Consider the following 20,430-nt stretch of genomic DNA (forward strand, 5'->3'; position numbering starts at 1 on the left):
TCGATTCCTCCGTTTTTAGTAATATAACTTTCCAAAACATAATAAAAGATAATCATGGTTATATCGGTTCGTAATTCCCCCTTCATCAGCCCCATTTTGGAAGAACTCCTGTACTTGGTTTCAATTGTAGTTTATGATAGTGACAAAGGTTGTCATAAATATTTAAAAAAACGGAGAAATGTTATGTCCAAATCGAAGCGACTGATGGAATTAATGATGACTGTCAATCGAAAAAGGAAATTTACAGTCAAGGAACTTGCCGAGGAATTTGATGTGTCATCGAGGACGGTATTAAGGGACTTACAAGAGCTGAGCGAGTTAGGGGTTCCTTTGTATTCGGAAGTGGGACCTCACGGCGGTTATCAAGTGTTAAACGAAAGAGTTTTGCCTCCTATCGCTTTTACCGAAGAAGAGGCTGTCGCTATTTTTTTTGCAAGTCATGCCCTGCGTCACTATCCATTTCTTCCTTTTGAAACGGAATCGTCTTCAGCATTAAAGAAATTTTATTCTTTCATGCCAGACGACATCCGAAATCGTATTGATCAAATGAAGAACCGTTTTGATTTTGTCACACCAATGAGACAATTGAAAGCTGTTTTCTTATCTACTTTTCTCGACGCGGCCATACATCAAAAAGTTCTTCTTATCGATTACGAATCACGAAAAGGAAAATTAAGTCGTGAGATACAGCCGATTGGCATCTATGCGAGCAACGGCTTATGGTACTGTCCAGCTTATTGTTTTATTCGTGAAGATTTTCGTTTGTTCCGCTGTGACAGAGTTCTGTCGGTTGAAATTTCTCCCACAACCAAATCTATGGATTTACGACATGTTAATGTGAGTAATTGGGAGACGTTTATCAAAGAGGATCGGGAGTACGTCGATCTTTATGTGGAACTGAGCAAAGTAGGTGTTCAGAGGTGCGAAGCTGAATTATGGCCTTCGCCAAAAATGCATATTCAGGAAACTGAGATAGGGCACTATCCCAAAATACACGTCCGTGAGGACGGTACAGGTTGGCTGGACAATAACATTCCGAAAAACAGTATTTCATTTTTTGCAAAGTTTTTTATCGGTTTGGGAAATGATGCAACAGTAAAAAATCCACCTGAACTCGTGCATTGTATGAAACGCATGCTTTTTGAGTTGATGGCAAAATATGAAGGTGAAGGAGTTTGACAACCCTTAGATATTTTGTTCGCTGGACACTTCCGGGATTCTTCTAGTCAAAAACATCTTAGCGTAGGATTTTTTCAAAATGTTGGCGAGGCCCCATTATATGGAATAACTTATTGTGAAAATAAGCGACTAAATAAGTGTTGAAGGATGGGTTAAATGCGTAAAGAAGAAGAGATGATAAACCTTTTTGAAAATATTGTTATGAATGATGATGGCATCAGATTATCAGTTCTTGAGGGCTCTAGAACAAATCAAAGCATTCTAAAAGATGACTTTCAAGATTATGATATTTCCTTTTTTGTTATAGATATCACATCCTATAAAAAAGATGATGATTGGCTAAATATTTTTGGTGATATCGTTTTTATGCAAAAACCGGAGGATATGGAGTTATTTCCTGCAGAATTTGAGAACTGGTTCAGCTATATTATGTATTTTAACGATGGTATAAAAATTGATCTTAGCTTAATCCCTATAGATGAGGTCAACCAATATTTTTCTAACTCAGATGGGTTAGTGGAAATATTAGTTGATAAAGACAATCGAACCAATCAAGAGATTATTCCAAGTGATTTTAAATACTGGACAAAAAAACCCAATGAACAAGAGTTTGATGATTGCTGTAATGAATTTTGGAATGTGTCAGCTTATGTAGCAAAAGGATTGTTTAGAAAAGAACTTCTTTTCGCATTGGATCATTTTAATCAAATTCTCCGTCCAGAACTATTAAGAATGATGTCTTGGGAAGTTGGTCTACGTAAAGGTTTTAATTTTAGTGTTGGTAAAAACTACAAATTTATCGATAAATATCTACCCGAAAAGGAATTTGAAAAACTGACTAAAACATTTTCACTAACAGGTTATAAAGAAGCTTTGGAATCCTTTGAGCTTTGTTGTCAAATGTTCAGGACATATTCTAAAAAAGTTGCCTTTACTTTAGGATACAAATACCCTGAATACGATCAAAAAATGACAGGCTTTATTCATAATGTTTATGAAAAAATGAGTGAAAAGTAATTCTATGAAGTGTAAACTCATTTATTAAGCTACCGGACGTTTACGCGGAACAAACATTGCCCGCATTATTGCTTCAGCGGGCCATTTTCTGAAATACTTATGGTCAAGAGAAATAAGAAGCTAACTGTTGTAATTTTACAAACAGCTATGGTATGTTCAAATGCTAAGAAATAAAAAATAATAACGAGGGAGGTGGATGAATTGCCATCAAGGCGGGATGGTTCAAATTCAACACCTAAAAGTGATGAAGATCTTCAGAAAATTACGGTTGGAGAAAGTAAGCCTCACAATGCGCCCATCACCCTCCATGAATATGATTCACGGTGGCCAAAGCTATTTGAACGTGAGGCCAACAGGATACGCTCTGTACTTGGCAGCACGGCCTTGCAAGTGGAACATGTTGGCTCAACGTCAGTGCCGGGACTGTGTGCCAAGCCAATCATAGATATTTTATTGGTTGTAACGGACGCTGCTGACGAAACGGCCTATGTCTCGGACTTGGAGGAAGCAGGCTACACGCTACGTATTCGGGAACCCGAGTGGCTTGAGCACCGTATGTTCAAAGGTCCCGATACAGATATTAATTTACACGTATTTACCAAAGGTGTATCTGAGGTTCAAAGAATGTTGAGATTTCGGGATTGGCTTCGAGCTAATGCGTCTGATCGAGATCAATATGCATCTGTTAAACGTCGTCTGTCTCAGTGTGAATGGCGACATGTACAGCACTACGCGGATGCCAAAGATTCAGTCGTCCAGGGAATCATGGAGCGAGCAGAGGAGTTTGTCGTTGATGAGCAGTATGACTAATGTAGAAATACCAAAGGAAGCGTTTGACGCATTAGGAATTGCGAAGAATGTACTCGGAAGCAAGTTAGTTGGTGTGTCTCTTTATGGTTCGGCAGTTAGCGGCGGGTTACGCATCAAGAGTGATGTCGATGTTCTCGTAGTCGTGAATCAGCGATTATCTGAAGCTACTCGAAGAAAACTAATAGAACGCTTAATGCCGATATCGGGAAAAATAGGAAATGAAAAGGGGATGCGGTATCTTGAATTAATCGTTATTAATGAAGAAGATAGCGTACCTTGGCAATATCCACCAAGGAATGAATTGGTTTATGGTGAGTGGCTTAGGTCTGAGTTTGAGAATGGTCAAATTCCAGAACCAACGTTTGATCCTGACTTAGCTATTGTTTTAGCACAAGCACGAAAGCATAGCGTTTCACTATTTGGTCCTGATCTCTCAACGATACTTGATCCCATTCCGATAACAGATATTCAAAAAGCAATAGAGGAGTCTTTGCCAGAGTTAATTGATGATATTAAGGGTGACGAACGTAATGTGCTATTAACTCTCGCTCGCATGTGGCAAACAATGGCTGAAGGTACAATTTCTCCAAAAGATGTGGCTGCACAATGGGCGATCCCTAAGTTACCGAAGCAGCAAGTGGAAGTGCTCGATATCGCTAGAAAAGCTTATCTTGGCGAGTATGATGATGATTGGGACGGAATGGAAGCCGAAGTCATGTCATTGGTCAATCATATGAGGGGCAAAATAGAGGCTTATTATAGTATCTGAGCAAGTTCTGGAAAACCACGATCTTCCTCAATTGGGTTTTTCTGGAATAAAAACTATTCCGGATTTGGGCCATATTGTGGAACATTGATACTGGATTTTCCTGTTAGTATTGAAAATTTTACTTATAATAGATTTAATATTAAGATAATAAGGGCAGGAAGGTGTTGGTATGATGCCGGACAGGTATTCAGATATAGACGATGTGATTAAATATATTCATTTATACCAGTAAACCACTGAAAGATTTCATTTATGAGTGTAATAAAGGAAGTAATGTATTTTTTGTTCCATCAGAACAAGAAGCGGTTGAAAAATTATCTAATGCAATATAAACATTAGCGGAAAAAGTTTTTAAAAGGACAGGGTGCTTTTGCACGCTCCCCGAAATGGTGGAATAAGCCCGTAACTCTTGTATAGCTTGGGATTCAAAAATAATACAGCCAACCAAATCTAATGTCTTAAAAAGCCGTTGATAAAACGATATCATCTAATAAAATGGAATTTAATGGCTTGTGTCCCAAAAATTAAGAATCATTGTCAACCCCCCATAATCAGTTTGTGGTTTTTTGTAAATAGTCGAAACAGCAATCCAATTTCGGTGAAGCCTTTCAGAAACACAACGATGGCCACAATCTTCAGCCAAATAATCAAGTCGGGTTGATAAATTGTTAGGACATGCCATACTGGTACTACTTCCGTAATCGTCATCAAAAAGACTGCACTGGGCCAGATGAAGTGTAGCAAGAAAATTAGGGCGGCACGCCATAAAGGACCAAACAAGCCTGACATGTTATATTGAAATGAACGCCGATAACGCTTAGCGACTCGTACCAAGGCGAATACCAACCACACGCTCAACAACAGAACCACCCCATTCACGATCCAATACTTCTGGTTGATGCTCAGTCCCTGGTCAGGCAAAGGGCGATTAGAGATCAAACTTATAATGTCAGATGCAATGTGGGAGGCAGTGCTAAACTCCATATTGGGAAGGGATGCATCGATGGCACTGAGTACGTTGCCCATCACCACTACTCCCAGGCGCTGTTCTGGAGTAAACCATATGTGCGACTGGTAGCCGACCGAACCACCAGCATGCCCTATTACCGGAATATCTCTGACTTTGTCGGATAACCACCCCATTGCATATGTATCAGGGACTGGTTCCGTCTGCATAAGGTTGATTCCAGTCGGAGAAAGCACGAAGACATCCTTGTATTTTCCGTCGTTTAATTGCGCAATGAGATAATGGCTCATATCTTCAGCACTGGAAATAATATAGCCAGCTGGCACGTCACCACGGCTAAATGTATGTGAACTCTTATACTCAACGTTAAATCCAAACCATCTGCGATGGGCCGTAGCTAAGCCATGATCTAAAGCCTCCTCATGTGAAACGAAGGTATTGTGCATGGACAACGGTTCAAAGATATGTTCTTTCACATAGTTTCCGTAAGATTGACCAGACACCCTTTGCACAATTAAGCCAAGTAAGACGTAGTTGTCATTCGCATATTCGTAGGATTGCCCCACCGGACGGTTTAACTTCACACGCCCTTCAGTATAAATTTGTGTTCTTTTTTCTAGTGCATCTGTGCCGTTGTACGTTGGGGGTACGGTTTTATCTCCTGGAAATTGTGTAAGACCACTCGTTTGATTAAGCAAATGGCGCACGGTAATCGATGATGAAACATCCTTCGATAATTGATCAGTGGCGGTCATATCGCTGGTAGACGAGTGTGGACCAACTACCTGAAACAAGGGAATGTAGCGCTGAACGGGTGCATCCAGGTCGATCTTTCCCTCTTCCACCAGTTGCAGCACAGCCATCGCGGTAATCGACTTGCTGTTTGAGCCAATCATGAAAGGGGTGTCAGGTGTCACAGCTCGCCCAGATGAATCCGCTTGACCGTAGCCTTTCAGGTGAACGATGCGGCCATCCTTCACAATCCCAACCGCCAAACCAGGGATGTTTTGCCTTTTCATTTCATCGGTAATGTAAGCATCCACTTCCGAAAGAACCGGGGCTGCACTATACGTGCCTTGATGGAGCTGGAGATGGGACGAACTGCACCCTGCTACACACAGGCTCATCATTAAAGCTAAACCCATCAGGATTACTTTTCTTTTTCTACTCATTTCTTGCTCCTCCCATCCCATTACTTAATCTCGTTGGACTTCATATTCCATTTTTTCATTAACTTCGTTTATAAAGCCTGCAGCTTTGTCTCGCCTTCATTCTTTGTTCTGAATTGAAATGGTGGATTTTAATGAATGAATATTTTTTAATTCATTCATATATGGTGAAAAACGACTGCTGTTTATTTACGGCAGTCCGTCAAGCCTTTCATTATAAACTCCGCCAAATATTGTATAATCTGTGGGAAATGGTGAATCCCGATTTCCTCTTTATGCATATCGATATATACTAAAGAGTTAAAAAAGGCAGGTAAAAGTTCATCATCTACATCCTCCCTTATTTTCCCTTCAGCCCTCCATTTATTTAGTAATCCCGTATAAAAATTATGAAAGGCAATATCATTTTGATTAACTTCTTCATGGAAGTATTGTTCTAGCTTACGGAAAACATCCCGGTTGTACCATTCTTTTAGTATCCGATTTGAATTCACCGCTTTAATGTTCTGTGTCATCCATTCTTTCACTAGTGTTTCAGGATCCTGATTGAGATCAAGCGTTTCCATCATATACTTTTTAAGTTTCTCATTTTCTTTGGCATAAACCTCTAAGAAAAGCTTCTCTTTTGAGGAGTAGTAGTTATAAAATGTACCTGCTCCGATCCCCGCCATTTTTGTTATGTCCGATATATTCGTGTCTTTAAATCCTTTGGAGCGGAATAGCTCCATGCCACAATTAAAGATATCTTTTTGTTTATCTTTCAATGACTGATCTCCTTTGAATGAATATTATTTTATTCATTCATATTGAAGCACAGTTATACTCAATCGTCAAGATGAATTAGGGATTTTTAGTTATACAATATTTTTCAAATCCGAACGGCTACAATGTCTACATAGGAAACCTGCTTTGATTCAGGAATGTTCTATTGGTCAAAAACAACCTTAAAGCAGGATCGTTCGAGTAATTGAGACCATTTTTCTTTGGAAAACAAATCTTTTATCTCATGGTCAAACTTCCTGGTTATCTCCCTGCTTTCGCCTTTGAGAAGATACACATGATTGCGTTTCCACAAAATAACTGTTGGAAGGATGATGATAAACCCGCGCCATGTATCGCAGGCTAAACCGCAGAATCAATTCCACCATGATCAGTATAAGATTGAAAGATTTCTGTAAAGTGGTCAGGGACAATAAACATCATCCCATCATTGATTCTTAGCATTATCAAAAACGGAACTAAGGACCTTAAAAAGTTAACGAGTGGTAATCTTAAAATGGATTAGCTTCTTTATTGCTCCAGATAATGGCCCTTATATCCATTTTAAGCTAATACTATTCCACGATTAACGCCTTTGATTGAAGATCAAATTGGAATATTATATCTGCACATTATCCAAAAATCATCCCTTTGTTCAAGATTTTGTTTGTACCACAACCCGAATATGTAAAATGTATTTGACATTTTCTTTGATGAATAATATAATTAAAAAAGTTAAACATGTTTGACAAAATAATAAGCAGAAAGGGCATCTCATGATAAATCGTATTAGGGAATTACGTAAAACCAAAAAAATGTCACAAGAGATTCTTGCGAACAAATGTGATGTTTCTAGACAAACAATAAATGCCATTGAAAATAACAAGTATGATCCAAGTCTTGTTCTTGCATTTAAAATCGCATCTACTTTAAACATAACAGTAGATGACCTGTTTCAATTTCAATTAGAAGAAAAAAGTCAGGAGGAAACCTAATGAAAAATATAAAACTAAAAGTCATTGGTAGTATTGTATTAAGTATTGTTACTCTTTTCTTTTTAGGACTGTATGTTGTAGATTTCTTAAATGATAGTGAAGGCCAGACAGCTGATATTCTGATATGGGTTGTTATTATTTTAACATTCTTCAATTCAGCAACATGGGGAAGTGATTCAAAAACACAAAAAGATGAAATGGGACAACAAATTAAGAATAAAAGCGGAAAGATAAGCTACTATATCTTAACAGTTTTCGTATTTGTTCTTTGGTTTGTATATAGTCAAATAAATGAATCTGATTTAGGTAGCATCTTTTTACTTTCTGCATTTTGTATAGGCGTTATCACGTTTCCAATCGTTCAATTTTTGGTTGCCAGAAGATTTATGAAAGACTAACTTTCTCCCTGTTGAGGATTAATCCGAGATACCTGTATTTTTAAGCATAGTGGGTAAAATTAATCCATATTACTTCGAGAGTAATTGTGTTGCATGAAAAAACGGACTTTCTCCGGAAAAGCATTCCTTATCTAACTTATAAAACGGATAACAATGTAATAGTAATAGCCCAATTATATGAAAGGGCGCATTTCCGGAGTACTTAAACAGACAAGTGAAAAAAGGGTTCTGGAACAGATGATAAATAAAAGGGAAAAAATTACAACCCTTCGGTGAGAAGGGGTACAATCGCGAGAGACCAAATTACTAATGATTTATCGCTCTGGTAATTCTGAAGCCTGTTTTGACGTATAATACTTCAATTAGAGGTCTTCAAATGAATAGTTCAGTAACAAAATGTCCGAAGTGCAGTGGAACAGAAATATGGAAAGGTAAGCATTTAGAATATGCAGTTATGGTTCCAACGAAAAACAAGCTTAGCTTTGGCTCAGAGGTTATGTAGAGGGCACTGTCCATAAGTATAGAAAAGGAGATGATAGATAATGAGAATCAAATGGAAAACATTCATTCGCGGTGTTGTAGCAGTATTTGCGGCGGTAATAGTTATGTGGTCTACCGCTTTCCCCGTATCTGCTGATAGTTTTCAGACTTTCAAAAATGTAGAAACTGGACGTTATATATCCGGGGATTATGGGATTTTACCAGCCTATGCTAGGGTGATTCCAGATTACTGGAATGTTCATCACTGGAATGATGGTACAGTAGAGTTATCGATTGGGGGTTATGCTTTAGACCACAGTGCGCACGGGCTACGAACATACCCAAGAAACAAAAGTGAATACCAGAGTTGGTGGGTCATCAGACACTCTGATGGGACAATATCGTTCAAGAATGAGCAAACTGGTAAATGTATTCAGGACACCTTTTACTATGGTCTCAGTACACATACGTGTAATAATCAACCGAGCCAGAGGTTTTACTGATGTACAGGATTTGACAGGCTCTATAGCTCGTGGGATTAAATAAATTTGTAAGATAAAATGCCTTCTAACCCTTAGTATAAATTGTGACTAGCGATACCCTTGGTGAAATCAACTCAATATAGGGTGGTTTTGGTTTATTTATGAAATGGGCGTAAATCCCAGAATAAATGTTTGCGCCCGTCTTTCACCACTCACGAAATTGTTTTATCAAGTTTATAGGTAGGATAGATCTGTTGGGAGTTATTACAAAAACGGACGGTTTACGATAAATAATCAGTAACTGCCCCCTTTCTCTAATTTAATTATACCATGATTAATCAAGAAATTTTAGTCTTTTTTTAATTTTATTAACTGTTAGTATTATCTATGCGAAGTTGTTGCTTCGATGAGACATTTAAACATAATTCCTAATGCCTCTTTTGTTAAATGTTTCATTGAGGAACAATAATTGGGAGGGAAAAGAAATGAAAAAATATGTTTTGGATTTTCACGGGATTGATAATACGGGACAAATGATGATTGGTGGAAAAGGATTTAATTTAGGGGAACTATCAAAGATTCATGGCATACGAGTGCCAGAAGGATTTTGTGTAACGACAGCAGCCTTTCAAAAAGCTCTTGAACATAACGAAACATTCCATGCATTATTGGATCAATTAACAATACTAAATGCAGAGGATCGTGATCAAATTAGTGAAATCAGCAGAAGGATCCGACAAACCATTACGGAAGTAGAAATTCCTTCCGATATTGCATGCGCAGTTGCTCATGCTCTCTCTCAATTTAGCGAGAACCAGGCTTATGCAGTGCGTTCCAGTGCCACTGCTGAAGATTTACCGCATGCCTCTTTTGCTGGTCAGCAAGATACCTATTTAAATATCATTGGAAAAGAAGCCATTCTGCAGCATATTCGCAAATGTTGGGCTTCCCTTTTTACGGATCGTGCCTTGGTTTACCGTATGCAAAACGGATTTGACCACAGCCAAGTGTATTTATCCGTTATCGTCCAACAGATGGTGTTCCCACAGGCTTCAGGTGTATTATTTACTGCTGACCCCATTACCTCCAATCGAAAGCTGCTGTCCATCGATGCCAGCTTTGGACTGGGTGAAGCACTCGTCTCTGGTTTAGTGTCTGCGGACAATTATAAAGTGCGGGAAGGCAGTATTGTGGAGAAGACGATTTCTACCAAAAAGTTGGCTATCTATGGACGAAAAGAAGGTGGAACAGAGACACTTCAAATTGATCCAGATCAACAAAAGACGCAAGCCCTTACTGACCAACAAATTTTACAACTGGCACGCATTGGAAGACAGATCGAAGCTTATTTTGGGTGCCCGCAAGATATCGAATGGTGTTTGGCTGATGATACATTTTATATTGTCCAGAGTCGACCCATCACGACCTTATACCCCATCCCAGAAGCGAATGATCAAGAAAATCACGTATATATATCTGTTGGCCACCAACAAATGATGACCGACCCCATGAAACCATTGGGATTGTCTTTTTACCTATTAATGACTCCAGCGCCGATGCATAAAGCTGGCGGAAGGTTGTTTGTTGATGTCACACATCAATTGGCTTCGCCTAATAGCAGAGAAATGTTTTTAAATGGCATAGGACAACACGATCCACTTATGAAAGACGCACTCATGACCATAGTAGAGCGAGAAGACTTTATAAAATCGGTACAAGAGGATACAAAAGCTGCGAGTCCCAGTAGTAGCAATCCAGATCCGCTGACACAATTCGAAAACGATCCGACAATCGTCTCGGATTTGATCAAGCGCAGTCAAGCGTTGATTGAACAGTTGAAACAAAACATTCAAACGAAGTCGGGACCGGCGTTATTCGACTTTATTCGGGAAGATATCCAGCAATTAATGAAGTTCTTGAGTGACCCGCAAGGTATGAGTGTCATTATGGCCGTTATAAATGCTTCAAGATGGATCAATGAAAACATGAACGAGTGGTTAGGCGAAAAGAATGCGGCAGATACGCTTTCTCAATCTGTGCCGAACAACGTTACGTCGGAAATGGGTCTGGAGCTAATGGATGTCGCAGATGTGATTCGTCCTTATCCGGAGGTCATTGATTATTTGCAATATGTAAAAGCGGATAACTTTTTGGATGAAATCCATAAGTTTGACGGCGGACAGGAAACTCGAGACGCGATCTATGCTTTTCTCCAAAAATACGGAATGCGGTGCACCGGAGAAATCGATATAACAAGAACGCGATGGAGTGAAAAACCGAGTATGCTTGTCCCCATGATCCTGGGCAACATTAGAAACTTCGAGCCTCATGCCGGCAGCTTGCAATTCAAACATGGGCGACAGGAAGCTATGGACAAAGAACGAGAGTTATTAGATCGATTGAAGCCATTACCGGATGGTAAACAAAAAGCCATAGAAACAAAACGAAGGATCGATCTCATCCGGAATTTCAGCGGTTACCGGGAATATCCCAAATACACTTGGATGAAACACTACTTCGTTTATAAGCAGGCTTTGCTGAAAGAAGCCGAACTACTTGTGAAAGCTAACGTTATCCAGAAAGAAGAAGATATATACTATCTCATGTTTGAAGAATTTCACGAAGCTGTAACAACTAATAAATTGGATTATGAAATAATCAGTAAACGAAAAAATGAGTACAGATTATATGAAAAACTGAATCCTCCGCGTGTTATAACGTCAGACGGTGAAATAATTGCCGGTGAGTACAAACGGGAAGATCTGCCAGAGAATGCTATTGCAGGCCTAGCTGTCTCTTCCGGAGTTATAGAAGGAAGGGCTCGTGTCATCCTGAACATGGAGGATGCTAACCTGGAAGATGGGGATATATTAGTCACCTCCTTTACGGATCCCAGCTGGACACCATTGTTTGTATCCATCAAAGGACTAATCACCGAGGTTGGCGGTCTTATGACCCATGGAGCGGTGATCGCGCGTGAATACGGCCTGCCAGCGGTTGTCGGAGTGGAAAATGCTACGAAGATGATCAGGGACGGACAAAGGATCAGGATGAATGGAACAGAAGGGTATATAGAAATACTATAATTGCATTGTATTTAAATCATAAAAGAAGAATATTCAAATTAGGGAAATCATTGAAATCATGGTGCTTTGCGGTCTATGGTAAGAACCCTGTTACTAGGACATATAAGGGAGCAGTAACTGAAGTTCGATATTAATGTCTGTTACGATTATCTCGAAATCAAGTCTTCTGTTAAAGGGCGCTTTTCCCTAAATAAGGAGTAGCGCCAATATCTCTTATATGGACCGAGTCACAAGCGGTTTAATCCTGATGAAAGAACTGTTACAAAGAAATGATGTTGGCGAGGAGGGTGAATGACATTACTAAGATTGTTGACGTTCATGACCTTAAAAAAAGATACAAAGATTTTGAAGCCGTCAAAGGGGTAAACTTTACTGTAGACGATGGTGAAATTTTTGGATTTCTCGGCCCGAATGGGGCAGGAAAAAGCTCGACAATTAATATGCTATCAACCATAAATAAACCAACAAGTGGTGAGGCATTAATCAATGGATATAATATTGTTACGGATAAAAATAAAGTACGGGAAAGCATCGGACTAATCTTCCAGGAGTCAACACTTGATGAAAAACTGACCGCAAACGAAAACCTGATGCTTCACTGCAGGTTTTATAAAGTACCTAAAGAAAAGCGGGAGGAACGAATCAAAGAAGTATTGGAAATAGTGGATTTATCAGAAAAGCGAAAACAAGTTGTTGAAACTTATTCTGGAGGAATGAAACGCAGGCTGGAAATAGCGCGGGGATTACTTCATTATCCAAGGGTTCTTTTTCTTGATGAACCAACTGTTGGACTTGATCCACAAACGAGGAATCATATATGGGAATATATTTTGCGTTTAAAGAAAAAAGCTGGCATTACGATCTTTTTGACAACACACTATATGGACGAAGCGGAAATCTGTGATCGTATCGCTGTGATGGATCATGGCGATGTGATTGCACTTGATACCCCTGAGAATTTGAAGACCCAAGTAGGCGGGGATATCATTGAATTTAGAACTACCGAAAACGAAAAAGCAAAAACAGAAGTAGAACAAAGGTACAATGTGGAAGTCAAGGAAGTTGACGATAAAATTACATTTCAAGTGAATGAAGGGAATGCATTTTTAGTTCAATTTGTAAAAGAATTCCCGATTGAGATAACCACTGTAAACTTGCGCAGGCCTACATTAAATGATGTATTCTTGCAACTAACCGGACGTGAGATTCGTGAAGAGACAGCTTCCAAAAAAGATAAAAAAACAACCAAAAGGAGGGGGCGTTGATGGAGGCAGTATTCGCCGTATGGCAACGAGATGTTATCAAGTTTTTCCGTGACAAAGGACGTTTAATAGGTTCATTCGCTATGCCATTTATGTTTCTAATATTATTTGGAAGCGGGATGAGTGGTGCCATGCAAGCAATGCTTGGTGGTGGCTCAAACAGTGGACCAGTTGCTAATTTTGACTTTGTTGAATTCATGTTCCCGGGTATTATCGGTATGGTCGTCTTTAATACGGCGATATTTTCTGCCTTATCCGTTGTTCAGGATAAAGAATTCGGATACATGCGTGAAATCCTTGTGTCACCAATGTCCCGGGTATCGATTGCTATTGGTAAGGTTTTTGGCGGTACAACGGTAGCGGTTATTCAAGGATTAATGATGCTGATTTTTGTTCCGTTTATCGGTATGTCCATTTCGCTTGCCATGATTCTCCAATTGGTCCCAATCATGTTCCTTGTTGGTTTCACCATATCCGCCATTGGCTTACTGATTGCGAGCAGTTTAAAAACATCGCAAGGTTTTCAAATGGTTATCCAAATTCTTTTATTCCCAATGTTGTTTTTATCAGGAGCCATGTTTCCGCTAAATGGCCTGCCGTTATGGATGGACATTATTGTAAAAATAAATCCATTAACGTATTCCGTCGATATGTTTAAAGAAATTGTATTACAACCGGAAACAATGAGTGCACCCCTTCGACAGGCGATGGGACTTGACTTGGAAGTATTCGGTCATGTCATTTCCTTTACGGAAGAGATTATTGTAGTCGGTGTTATTGGTGCCATATTTGTCACCCTGGCAACAATGAAATTTTCCAAGTCGGAAGCATAACAAGCTTAATAACAAGCTCAGCAAGCCCGAACTATACAAAATCGGTATCAGTAATATATCTGTCCCCTAGGGACTTTATTGAACCTATACGAAAGAAGGATCAAAAGTGGACTATAGAAAAGAAAGCAAAAGCGAAAGAAACCAAATCCACTTGTGGGATCTATAAACTAACTAATACTCAAAATAAAAATTTCCTTGCCCAACTTAAAAATAATTAATGGGCTCAGACTTCAATTAAACGTTGGTTCTTACCCGAATAAAGAATTACAACAAGACTGGAAAACATACAGAGAATCCCCTTTTACATTCGACATATTAGAAACAGCAGATGAAAAAGCGCTTAAACAGACTAGTAAAAAAAGAGTTCTGGAACAGATGGTAGATAAATGGGAAAAAATTACAACCCTTCGGTGATAAGGGGTACAACCGCGAAAGACCAAATCACTAATGATTTGTCGCTCTGTTAATTCTGAAGCCGATTTTGACGTATAATACTTCAATTTGGAGGTCTCCAAATGAACAGTTCAGTAACAAAATGTCCGAAGTGCAGTGGAACAGAAATAGGGAAAGGTAAGCATTCAGAATATGCAGTTATGGTCCCAATGAAAAACAAGCTGAGTTTTGGCTCAGAGGTCGAGTATATTCTTTGTACGGATTGCGGATTTATCATTGAAAGCTACGTGCAAAAACCAGATAAATTCAAGAAGACTCTTTAAAAAGTTTAAAGTTTTTAGCTTGTGTGGACTGAAAGGATTGGAAACCACCATTTGTAGATTTGAGTTTAAGTCTGACAGCGTATGGCATTATTGCATGCGGTGTACGGATAAAGACCAGGGAGAATTTTATGGGATGGAGTCTAGGGGGGTGAAGGCGTTTATCATATAATTGTTGTATCAGAGAAAATTGTTTACACGGATATGATCTCTGATGAGGAAGGGTACAAACAAAACCGTGCCGTCACACTGGTGACAATGACGTTTGTTAAACACGAAGGAAAAACGAAGTTGATAATGTGATAATGTTCCCAATACGCGACAGTCGTTGATCTGCAGAAAGTCATGGAAAAAGCTATCGTCAAGGGATTAGGCGAACAACTCGACTGCTTAGATGACCATCTGAAGGAAATCCAAGGAAAATAAACGATGAGGTGATTTGAAATGGGACTGCAAGCGAAACAAATTTACGTGAATTTGCCGGTAAAAGACTTGAATAAATCGTTGCTTTTTTTTAAAGTTAGGCTTTGAATTTGACCCTCAAGCTACGGATGAAAATACATTTGTAATGCTGCTCGTCGAAACGTTTTTTTAAAACTCTTACCAACAAAGAAATTGCTGATACATCCAACAATACCGAAGCTATTCCGGCTATTTCTGCTGAAAGTTGGGAACAAGTTGATGAGATTGTAAGAAAAGCGTTGGAAGCTGGCGGAAACAAATGATCCTATAGACCATGGATTTATGTACGGATGGAGTTTTCAGGATATAGACGGCCACCTTTGGGAAGTCATGTACATGGATGAAAGTGCGATGGATCAGGGGTAAACTACCGAAAGTTTTTGTAGCAGAGATGGTGTCTCACAGGCATTTCTTCCTTTTACTTTTTTCAAGTGCTTTAAAGTGGGTGATACTATGGAAAACAATAAAAAGATGGGCAAACTCAAGTTATTTCGTTATTAAATTTAAAATAGTAAGGCGATGAACAGGATAAGGTTTCTCATTTTAAATGAATTTATAATATCGCAGGACTAGAGACAGCGTAACCATATTACGGAAACGGGTGCGAGAAACGAATAAGACTTGGGCCGTTTCTTAAATCTTTGCGCTATATTGTCGAATAAAGAAAAGCCTGAATTTAGCACAATTATGTTAAAATTGGTTTAAAGGACCTTTTCAAATATTTAAAGGGGCTGATATTATGAAAAATAATAAAAGTGGCAATTCCAAGTTGTTTCTTTCTTTAGTCTAAAAAATAATAAGGGGATGAACAGTTGAAAGCATTATTCTTTTTATACGAAGGGTATGTTGATTGGGAAATCAGTCCTTTGTCCTACATCTTAAATGAAACTGGTGTCGATATTAATACGACGGCACTAAGTGATGAAGTCACTCATGAAGGAAAGTTCAGAATCAAAGTGGATTTGAATATTGAAGCATGTGATCCTGCTGACTATGATATTTTAATCATACCGGGTGGTGAGCCTGCCCCGTTTGATAAGGATGATCGTTTGTTGAATCTCATTCGGGGATTTGATGAACAAGGCAAATTGATTTCAGCGATTTGTGGGGGCCCTGCTTTTCTGGCGGCGTCCGATGTTCTACGCGAAAGAAAATATACCACCTCCATTGATGATAATCCGGAATATACTCACTATTTCAATGATAAATTCATGAGTGAAACCGATGTAACCGTATGCGAAAACTTAATAACTGCTGAGGGAAATGCTTATGTTGAATTTGCTGTAGCTGTTGGAAAAGAATTAAAGATTTTCAAAGATAGGGAAGATGAATTAGAAACAGTCCTGTTCTTTAAAAATCAACTAAGAGGATAAACCCTCTGTAATGACAGAAGGTCAACCAAAACGCTGGTTGACCTTTAATACAGCGGATAAATATTACTTATATATTTTTGATTGGAATCTTCCGCTAAAGGGCGCAAATAAGGAATAAGTAACTGACCTCGTATGAGAATGGAGATAATTGAATAATGATACTCTTATACATCGAATAACACTTGGGGGATAGATATATGGAAATCATTCAATTAGAAAAAAAGGATGACTTATTTGATAAAGCAGTTGATCTTTTTTGGCAAGAATGGGGTGAGGAAGGTGGACGAGCTTTTTATGAAGATTGCATGATTAATGCTTTAACCAATCCAAATGACATACCGAGTTTTTACGTTGCTAAAGTAGATGATAAGATTATTGGAACTTATGCATTAATTCGAAATGACTTAAATAGCCGTCAGGATTTAAGTCCGTGGCTGGCATGTTTGTTTGTAGATGAGCAATTAAGAGGCAAATCTCTAGGATCCAAATTGTTGAATCATGGAGTACAAGAAGCAGCAAAGAGAGGGTATAATTTTCTTTATCTTACTTCAGATCTTAACGGCTATTACGAAAAATACGGATGGGAAAAGATTGGAGTTGCTTATGGAACTAGTGGGGGAAATATACCCTTGTTTAAAAAATCAACAGTTCTATAATTAATCATTCCCTTTCTTATTTATGGGGCCGTTTTATTGAATAAGGGGCTGCATACAACATAGGAGAAGAATAAATATTAAAATACTTCTCCAACCCTAATATTATATCTTGTTCAGCCTTCTTCAAAAGAGCATTATTAATAGTCAGTTCTTTTAAATTTCCACAACCCGATAAAAGACGAAATAATGATCCATGCGAAAAGAATGACTGCTGATAACACGAGGGAGCCATTGCTGGAATTGATATCGATAAAGGTACCCAGTGCGTTTTCAGGAAAAATCGCAAGCAAGGGATCTGAGCCGTCAGCAGGAAACATCTTAATGAGTGCGGGAAGAAACATGACACCTAATGAAAAGGTGATACCTCCTGCAGCAAATTGAATAAAAAATGCTCCGGCTGCACTTAGTATACTGTAGAATAATATCATTACGACAGAGCCAATTATTTTCATAAGAATACCACTATCCATCGAAGCTAGCCCGCTTATACCATTCGCAGCTGTAATAAAATGATCGATGACAAGTAATAACGCTGATACTGCTACACTAAGCAGGATGGAAAGAATCGACAAGAACACAATTTTAGAAAGAAAGTATTTACTGCGGATCGGCGTGATCGACAAGTTCGTATGGACTGCTCCTGGTGCCAGATCCTTGGAGATGAAAATGACTGTGAAGATAACCAGCATAATGGCTGTAACATCCATCCCGAGGAATGAAATATCTATCACTTCCATAAAGGTCAGGTCTGCCAATTGTTTTCCCTGGCTAATGCCAATCGTGAGCAGAAAAATGGCTCCAAACAAGATGCTTAAGAATATAGTCATCACTAGAAATTTCCGGTAAGCTGGCAGGTAGAGCATTTTTTTAAAATCCGATTTAATCAAGTTCATCATACATCTTCATCTCCTTGTGATACATAATCTGCTTTTCCAGCGGTAATTTCCGTAAATAATTCCTCAAGGGAAGGCTTTACGTTTTTCAGTTCATAGAGGATTAATTGGTGGTCCCGAGCAAGTTTTCCGATTTCTTTTGCTTCCAGGTTCCGCACCTCAAGGCCAGCCCCACGCTGCTGGATCATTGCCTGTTGTTCCTGAATAAGTTTTTTCGTTTTTCCCATGTTGTCTGCTTCGACATAGACATAGGAGCTTAAACTTTTTGCATTCATTTCCTCCACGGTCAAATCTGCAAGCAATTTCCCCTGACCGATAATGACAACCCGGTCGGCAACAGCCTGAATTTCACTCATTAAGTGACTTGATACAATCACAGTTTTTCCTTCTCCGGCAAGCCGCTTGAACAGTCTGCGGAGCCATTTGATTCCATCTACATCCAGTCCATTGAAAGGCTCATCCAGGATAATCGCATCCGGGTCGCTGATTAGAGCCGTAGCAACACCAAGTCGCTGCTTCATCCCAAGCGAGTAGGACTTCACCTTTTTATTTTTCGCATTTTCCAGCCCCGTGATCTTCAGCATGTCATCAATTCTGACCAGGTCGATATTTGCTGCTGTAGCAATAATGGATAAGTGCTGCTTTGCTGTAAGCTTCTTATCCAATGCTGATGGATCGATGAGTGTCCCAATCTTTTTAAACGGTTCTGGGTAGTCCGTATATTTACACCCGTCGACCAGCACATTGCCAACTGTAGGCTGGACCAGAGATATAATCATTTTCATGGTCGTCGATTTGCCGGATCCATTTGGCCCGAGAAATCCTGTGACTACACCTGGGTTTAGGGTCAGATTTAAATGGTTAACGGCAGTTATATCGCTATAATTTTTTGTTAGGTTTTCTAATTTAATCACTTGCATCACCTTTTCTAAGATAATAGTTATATGCATCGTCTATAAAATCTTTGGAGAAATTATATAAAAACAAATCTTCCTGCGGCCATTTATCGCTTTCTTCCAGACCTTTTTCAAATGCCGAGACCGCATAAGGGTCATCATCCAATATGCTTTTTGTGAATTCATGCCATTTCTTGCCAAATTGAAGTTTTGTCTCAATTTCCTCATGGGTACTGTTCAATTTATAAGAGACGGCTTCCAGGACAAGCTGTTTCCACTGCCAGTAAATCTCAATGATTTCATTATAGTCATCGTACTTGTCAGCAAATAATTCTATCGTTTTCTCATCGAAGTCGACATTCGCATAATCAAGAATCGTTTGCTTATTCAAACCGAGTACAAGCTCTATGATCGGTTCCAGATTCTGCTCCGAATTTGTTTCGATGGACGCATTGACTGCTTCGATGATTGCCAGGTTCATTTTGGTTTCCATTTCCTGCTGGAAGAGGATATCTGCCTGATTTTTTAAAATATGTTTGATGTCAGTTGCATCATCAAAATTCATCTGGTTATTTTTAATCTCTTTCAGCGGAAAGCCAAGACGTTTATAAAATAAGATTTGCTGGAGCGCCATCAAATCTGTTTTTGAATAGTATCTGATGTTATTTTTCTCATCTCTTTTCGCTGCAAGCAAATTGATTTTATCGTAATATTGAATGGTTCTTATGGTTGCTCCAGACAACCTAGCTAATTCACCAACCGTATATAATTTTCCAGACATGCCATTCACCTCTATTCCTATTAAATCATATTACGTAACGTCATATACAAGGGTTTTTAAATTTGGGGCATTAGCCATTGCATTAAATTGTTTATGTAGTTCAATCATAGGTTGGGAAAATAATTGGACTCTTATTGGCATTTTAGGATTAGGCATATTGGTCTGTGGAACGATAGGAATTTTTGACATAAAGCGATCTATAACGGAAGGAAATTAAATTGGATGATTTAAACAATAGGGCGCTAATCTTTAATAAGGATTGGCGCCAATATCGCATATAAGGGCCTTTTTGTTGAACAATACAGATGTGGAAAACGATCAAACTTTTTTATAAAAATTGTATAGTACCTCACAAAGAATGAATTCGTTTTGATCAATCTTTTTTCAAAACGGGTTCTTCTTATTTAACGTAAATTTTGAGTTTTGCGAGGTGTTTTGTTCAAACTTTAT

19 protein-coding genes and 3 pseudogenes are annotated in these 20,430 nt (G+C 38.8%); 17 read left to right on the forward strand and 5 right to left on the reverse strand.

Going from position 1 to position 20,430, the window contains the following annotated elements; translation table 11 throughout:
* The first annotated feature begins 183 nt into the window (after window positions 1-183).
* From G6R08_RS11630 to G6R08_RS11650, 5 genes and pseudogenes are all read left to right on the forward strand, one after another.
* Window positions 184-1,179, forward strand: a complete 996-nt coding sequence (locus G6R08_RS11630) for a helix-turn-helix transcriptional regulator (RefSeq protein WP_163528063.1) — start codon at window positions 184-186, stop codon at window positions 1,177-1,179.
* 156 nt (window positions 1,180-1,335) lie between these two features.
* Window positions 1,336-2,196, forward strand: coding sequence for an aminoglycoside 6-adenylyltransferase (ant(6), locus tag G6R08_RS11635; protein ID WP_163528064.1), 861 nt, complete (start codon window positions 1,336-1,338; stop codon window positions 2,194-2,196).
* Between the two features lie 201 nt (window positions 2,197-2,397).
* Complete coding sequence (locus G6R08_RS11640) at window positions 2,398-3,006, forward strand: GrpB family protein (protein WP_163528065.1); 609 nt, start codon at window positions 2,398-2,400, stop codon at window positions 3,004-3,006.
* Window positions 2,990-3,775, forward strand: coding sequence for an aminoglycoside nucleotidyltransferase ANT(9) (ant(9), locus tag G6R08_RS11645; protein WP_163528066.1), 786 nt, complete (start codon window positions 2,990-2,992; stop codon window positions 3,773-3,775). Before G6R08_RS11640 ends, ant(9) begins: the two co-directional genes overlap by 17 nt.
* A gap of 218 nt (window positions 3,776-3,993) precedes the next feature.
* A pseudogene (locus G6R08_RS11650) lies at window positions 3,994-4,107 on the forward strand (DUF4180 domain-containing protein); the annotation flags it as partial.
* A gap of 205 nt (window positions 4,108-4,312) precedes the next feature.
* On the opposite strand, the gene G6R08_RS11655 reads toward G6R08_RS11650, so the two are convergent.
* Both G6R08_RS11655 and G6R08_RS11660 read right to left on the reverse strand, forming a co-directional pair.
* The gene (locus G6R08_RS11655; RefSeq protein ID WP_163528067.1) at window positions 4,313-5,914 is read right to left on the reverse strand and encodes a serine hydrolase domain-containing protein; all 1,602 of its coding nucleotides are present in this window, start codon (window positions 5,912-5,914) and stop codon (window positions 4,313-4,315) included.
* A 182-nt stretch (window positions 5,915-6,096) separates the two neighbouring features.
* Complete coding sequence (locus G6R08_RS11660; RefSeq protein WP_240339697.1) at window positions 6,097-6,675, reverse strand: TetR/AcrR family transcriptional regulator; 579 nt, start codon at window positions 6,673-6,675, stop codon at window positions 6,097-6,099.
* Between the two features lie 771 nt (window positions 6,676-7,446).
* Here G6R08_RS11660 and G6R08_RS11665 point away from each other — a divergent pair.
* The 12 genes and pseudogenes from G6R08_RS11665 to G6R08_RS11710 all read left to right on the forward strand — a co-directional run bounded on the left by G6R08_RS11665 (window position 7,447) and on the right by G6R08_RS11710 (window position 17,410).
* Complete coding sequence (locus tag G6R08_RS11665; protein WP_163528068.1) at window positions 7,447-7,665, forward strand: helix-turn-helix transcriptional regulator; 219 nt, start codon at window positions 7,447-7,449, stop codon at window positions 7,663-7,665.
* Window positions 7,665-8,063: a hypothetical protein gene (locus tag G6R08_RS11670; RefSeq protein ID WP_163528069.1), complete on the forward strand. Its 399-nt coding sequence runs from the start codon at window positions 7,665-7,667 to the stop codon at window positions 8,061-8,063. The genes G6R08_RS11665 and G6R08_RS11670 overlap by 1 nt, the downstream gene beginning before the upstream one ends.
* A 376-nt stretch (window positions 8,064-8,439) precedes the next feature.
* Window positions 8,440-8,565 carry a hypothetical protein gene (locus G6R08_RS22275; RefSeq protein ID WP_275897934.1) on the forward strand — a complete coding sequence of 42 codons (126 nt, stop codon included), beginning with the start codon at window positions 8,440-8,442 and terminating at the stop codon, window positions 8,563-8,565.
* Between the two features lie 40 nt (window positions 8,566-8,605).
* Window positions 8,606-9,046 (forward strand): RICIN domain-containing protein, encoded by a 441-nt coding sequence (locus G6R08_RS11675; protein WP_163528070.1) that lies wholly within the window; start codon window positions 8,606-8,608, stop codon window positions 9,044-9,046.
* 464 nt (window positions 9,047-9,510) lie between these two features.
* Window positions 9,511-12,111, forward strand: coding sequence for a phosphoenolpyruvate synthase (gene ppsA / locus G6R08_RS11680; protein ID WP_163528071.1), 2,601 nt, complete (start codon window positions 9,511-9,513; stop codon window positions 12,109-12,111).
* Window positions 12,112-12,407: 296 nt separating this feature from the next.
* The gene (locus G6R08_RS11685; protein WP_163531291.1) at window positions 12,408-13,376 is read left to right on the forward strand and encodes an ATP-binding cassette domain-containing protein; all 969 of its coding nucleotides are present in this window, start codon (window positions 12,408-12,410) and stop codon (window positions 13,374-13,376) included.
* A complete protein-coding gene (locus G6R08_RS11690; protein ID WP_163528072.1) occupies window positions 13,376-14,206 on the forward strand; it encodes an ABC transporter permease in 831 nt (276 codons plus the stop codon). Before G6R08_RS11685 ends, G6R08_RS11690 begins: the two co-directional genes overlap by 1 nt.
* 515 nt (window positions 14,207-14,721) lie before the next feature.
* A complete protein-coding gene (locus G6R08_RS11695) occupies window positions 14,722-14,922 on the forward strand; it encodes a transcription initiation factor TFIIIB (RefSeq protein ID WP_163528074.1) in 201 nt (66 codons plus the stop codon).
* A gap of 159 nt (window positions 14,923-15,081) precedes the next feature.
* Window positions 15,082-15,222, forward strand: a pseudogene (locus tag G6R08_RS22470) (SRPBCC domain-containing protein); the annotation flags it as partial.
* 141 nt (window positions 15,223-15,363) lie between these two features.
* Window positions 15,364-15,747: pseudogene (locus tag G6R08_RS22115) on the forward strand (VOC family protein).
* A gap of 446 nt (window positions 15,748-16,193) precedes the next feature.
* Window positions 16,194-16,754, forward strand: coding sequence for a DJ-1/PfpI family protein (locus G6R08_RS11705; protein WP_163528075.1), 561 nt, complete (start codon window positions 16,194-16,196; stop codon window positions 16,752-16,754).
* A gap of 197 nt (window positions 16,755-16,951) precedes the next feature.
* Window positions 16,952-17,410 (forward strand): GNAT family N-acetyltransferase, encoded by a 459-nt coding sequence (locus tag G6R08_RS11710; RefSeq protein WP_163528076.1) that lies wholly within the window; start codon window positions 16,952-16,954, stop codon window positions 17,408-17,410.
* A 137-nt stretch (window positions 17,411-17,547) separates the two neighbouring features.
* Here G6R08_RS11710 and G6R08_RS11715 read toward each other — a convergent pair whose 3' ends face one another.
* From G6R08_RS11715 to G6R08_RS11725, 3 genes are read right to left on the reverse strand one after another with little or no spacing between them, the layout of a single operon-like run.
* Window positions 17,548-18,306 (reverse strand): hypothetical protein, encoded by a 759-nt coding sequence (locus G6R08_RS11715; protein WP_163528077.1) that lies wholly within the window; start codon window positions 18,304-18,306, stop codon window positions 17,548-17,550.
* Window positions 18,303-19,217, reverse strand: coding sequence for an ABC transporter ATP-binding protein (locus G6R08_RS11720; protein WP_163528079.1), 915 nt, complete (start codon window positions 19,215-19,217; stop codon window positions 18,303-18,305). Before G6R08_RS11720 ends, G6R08_RS11715 begins: the two co-directional genes overlap by 4 nt.
* A complete protein-coding gene (locus tag G6R08_RS11725) occupies window positions 19,210-19,980 on the reverse strand; it encodes a MerR family transcriptional regulator (RefSeq protein ID WP_163528081.1) in 771 nt (256 codons plus the stop codon). The genes G6R08_RS11720 and G6R08_RS11725 overlap by 8 nt, the downstream gene beginning before the upstream one ends.
* Window positions 19,981-20,430 lie beyond the last annotated feature (450 nt).

Origin of the sequence: Halobacillus ihumii (genome assembly GCF_902726645.1) — a bacterium.
GTDB lineage: Bacteria > Bacillota > Bacilli > Bacillales > Halobacillaceae > Halobacillus_A > Halobacillus_A ihumii.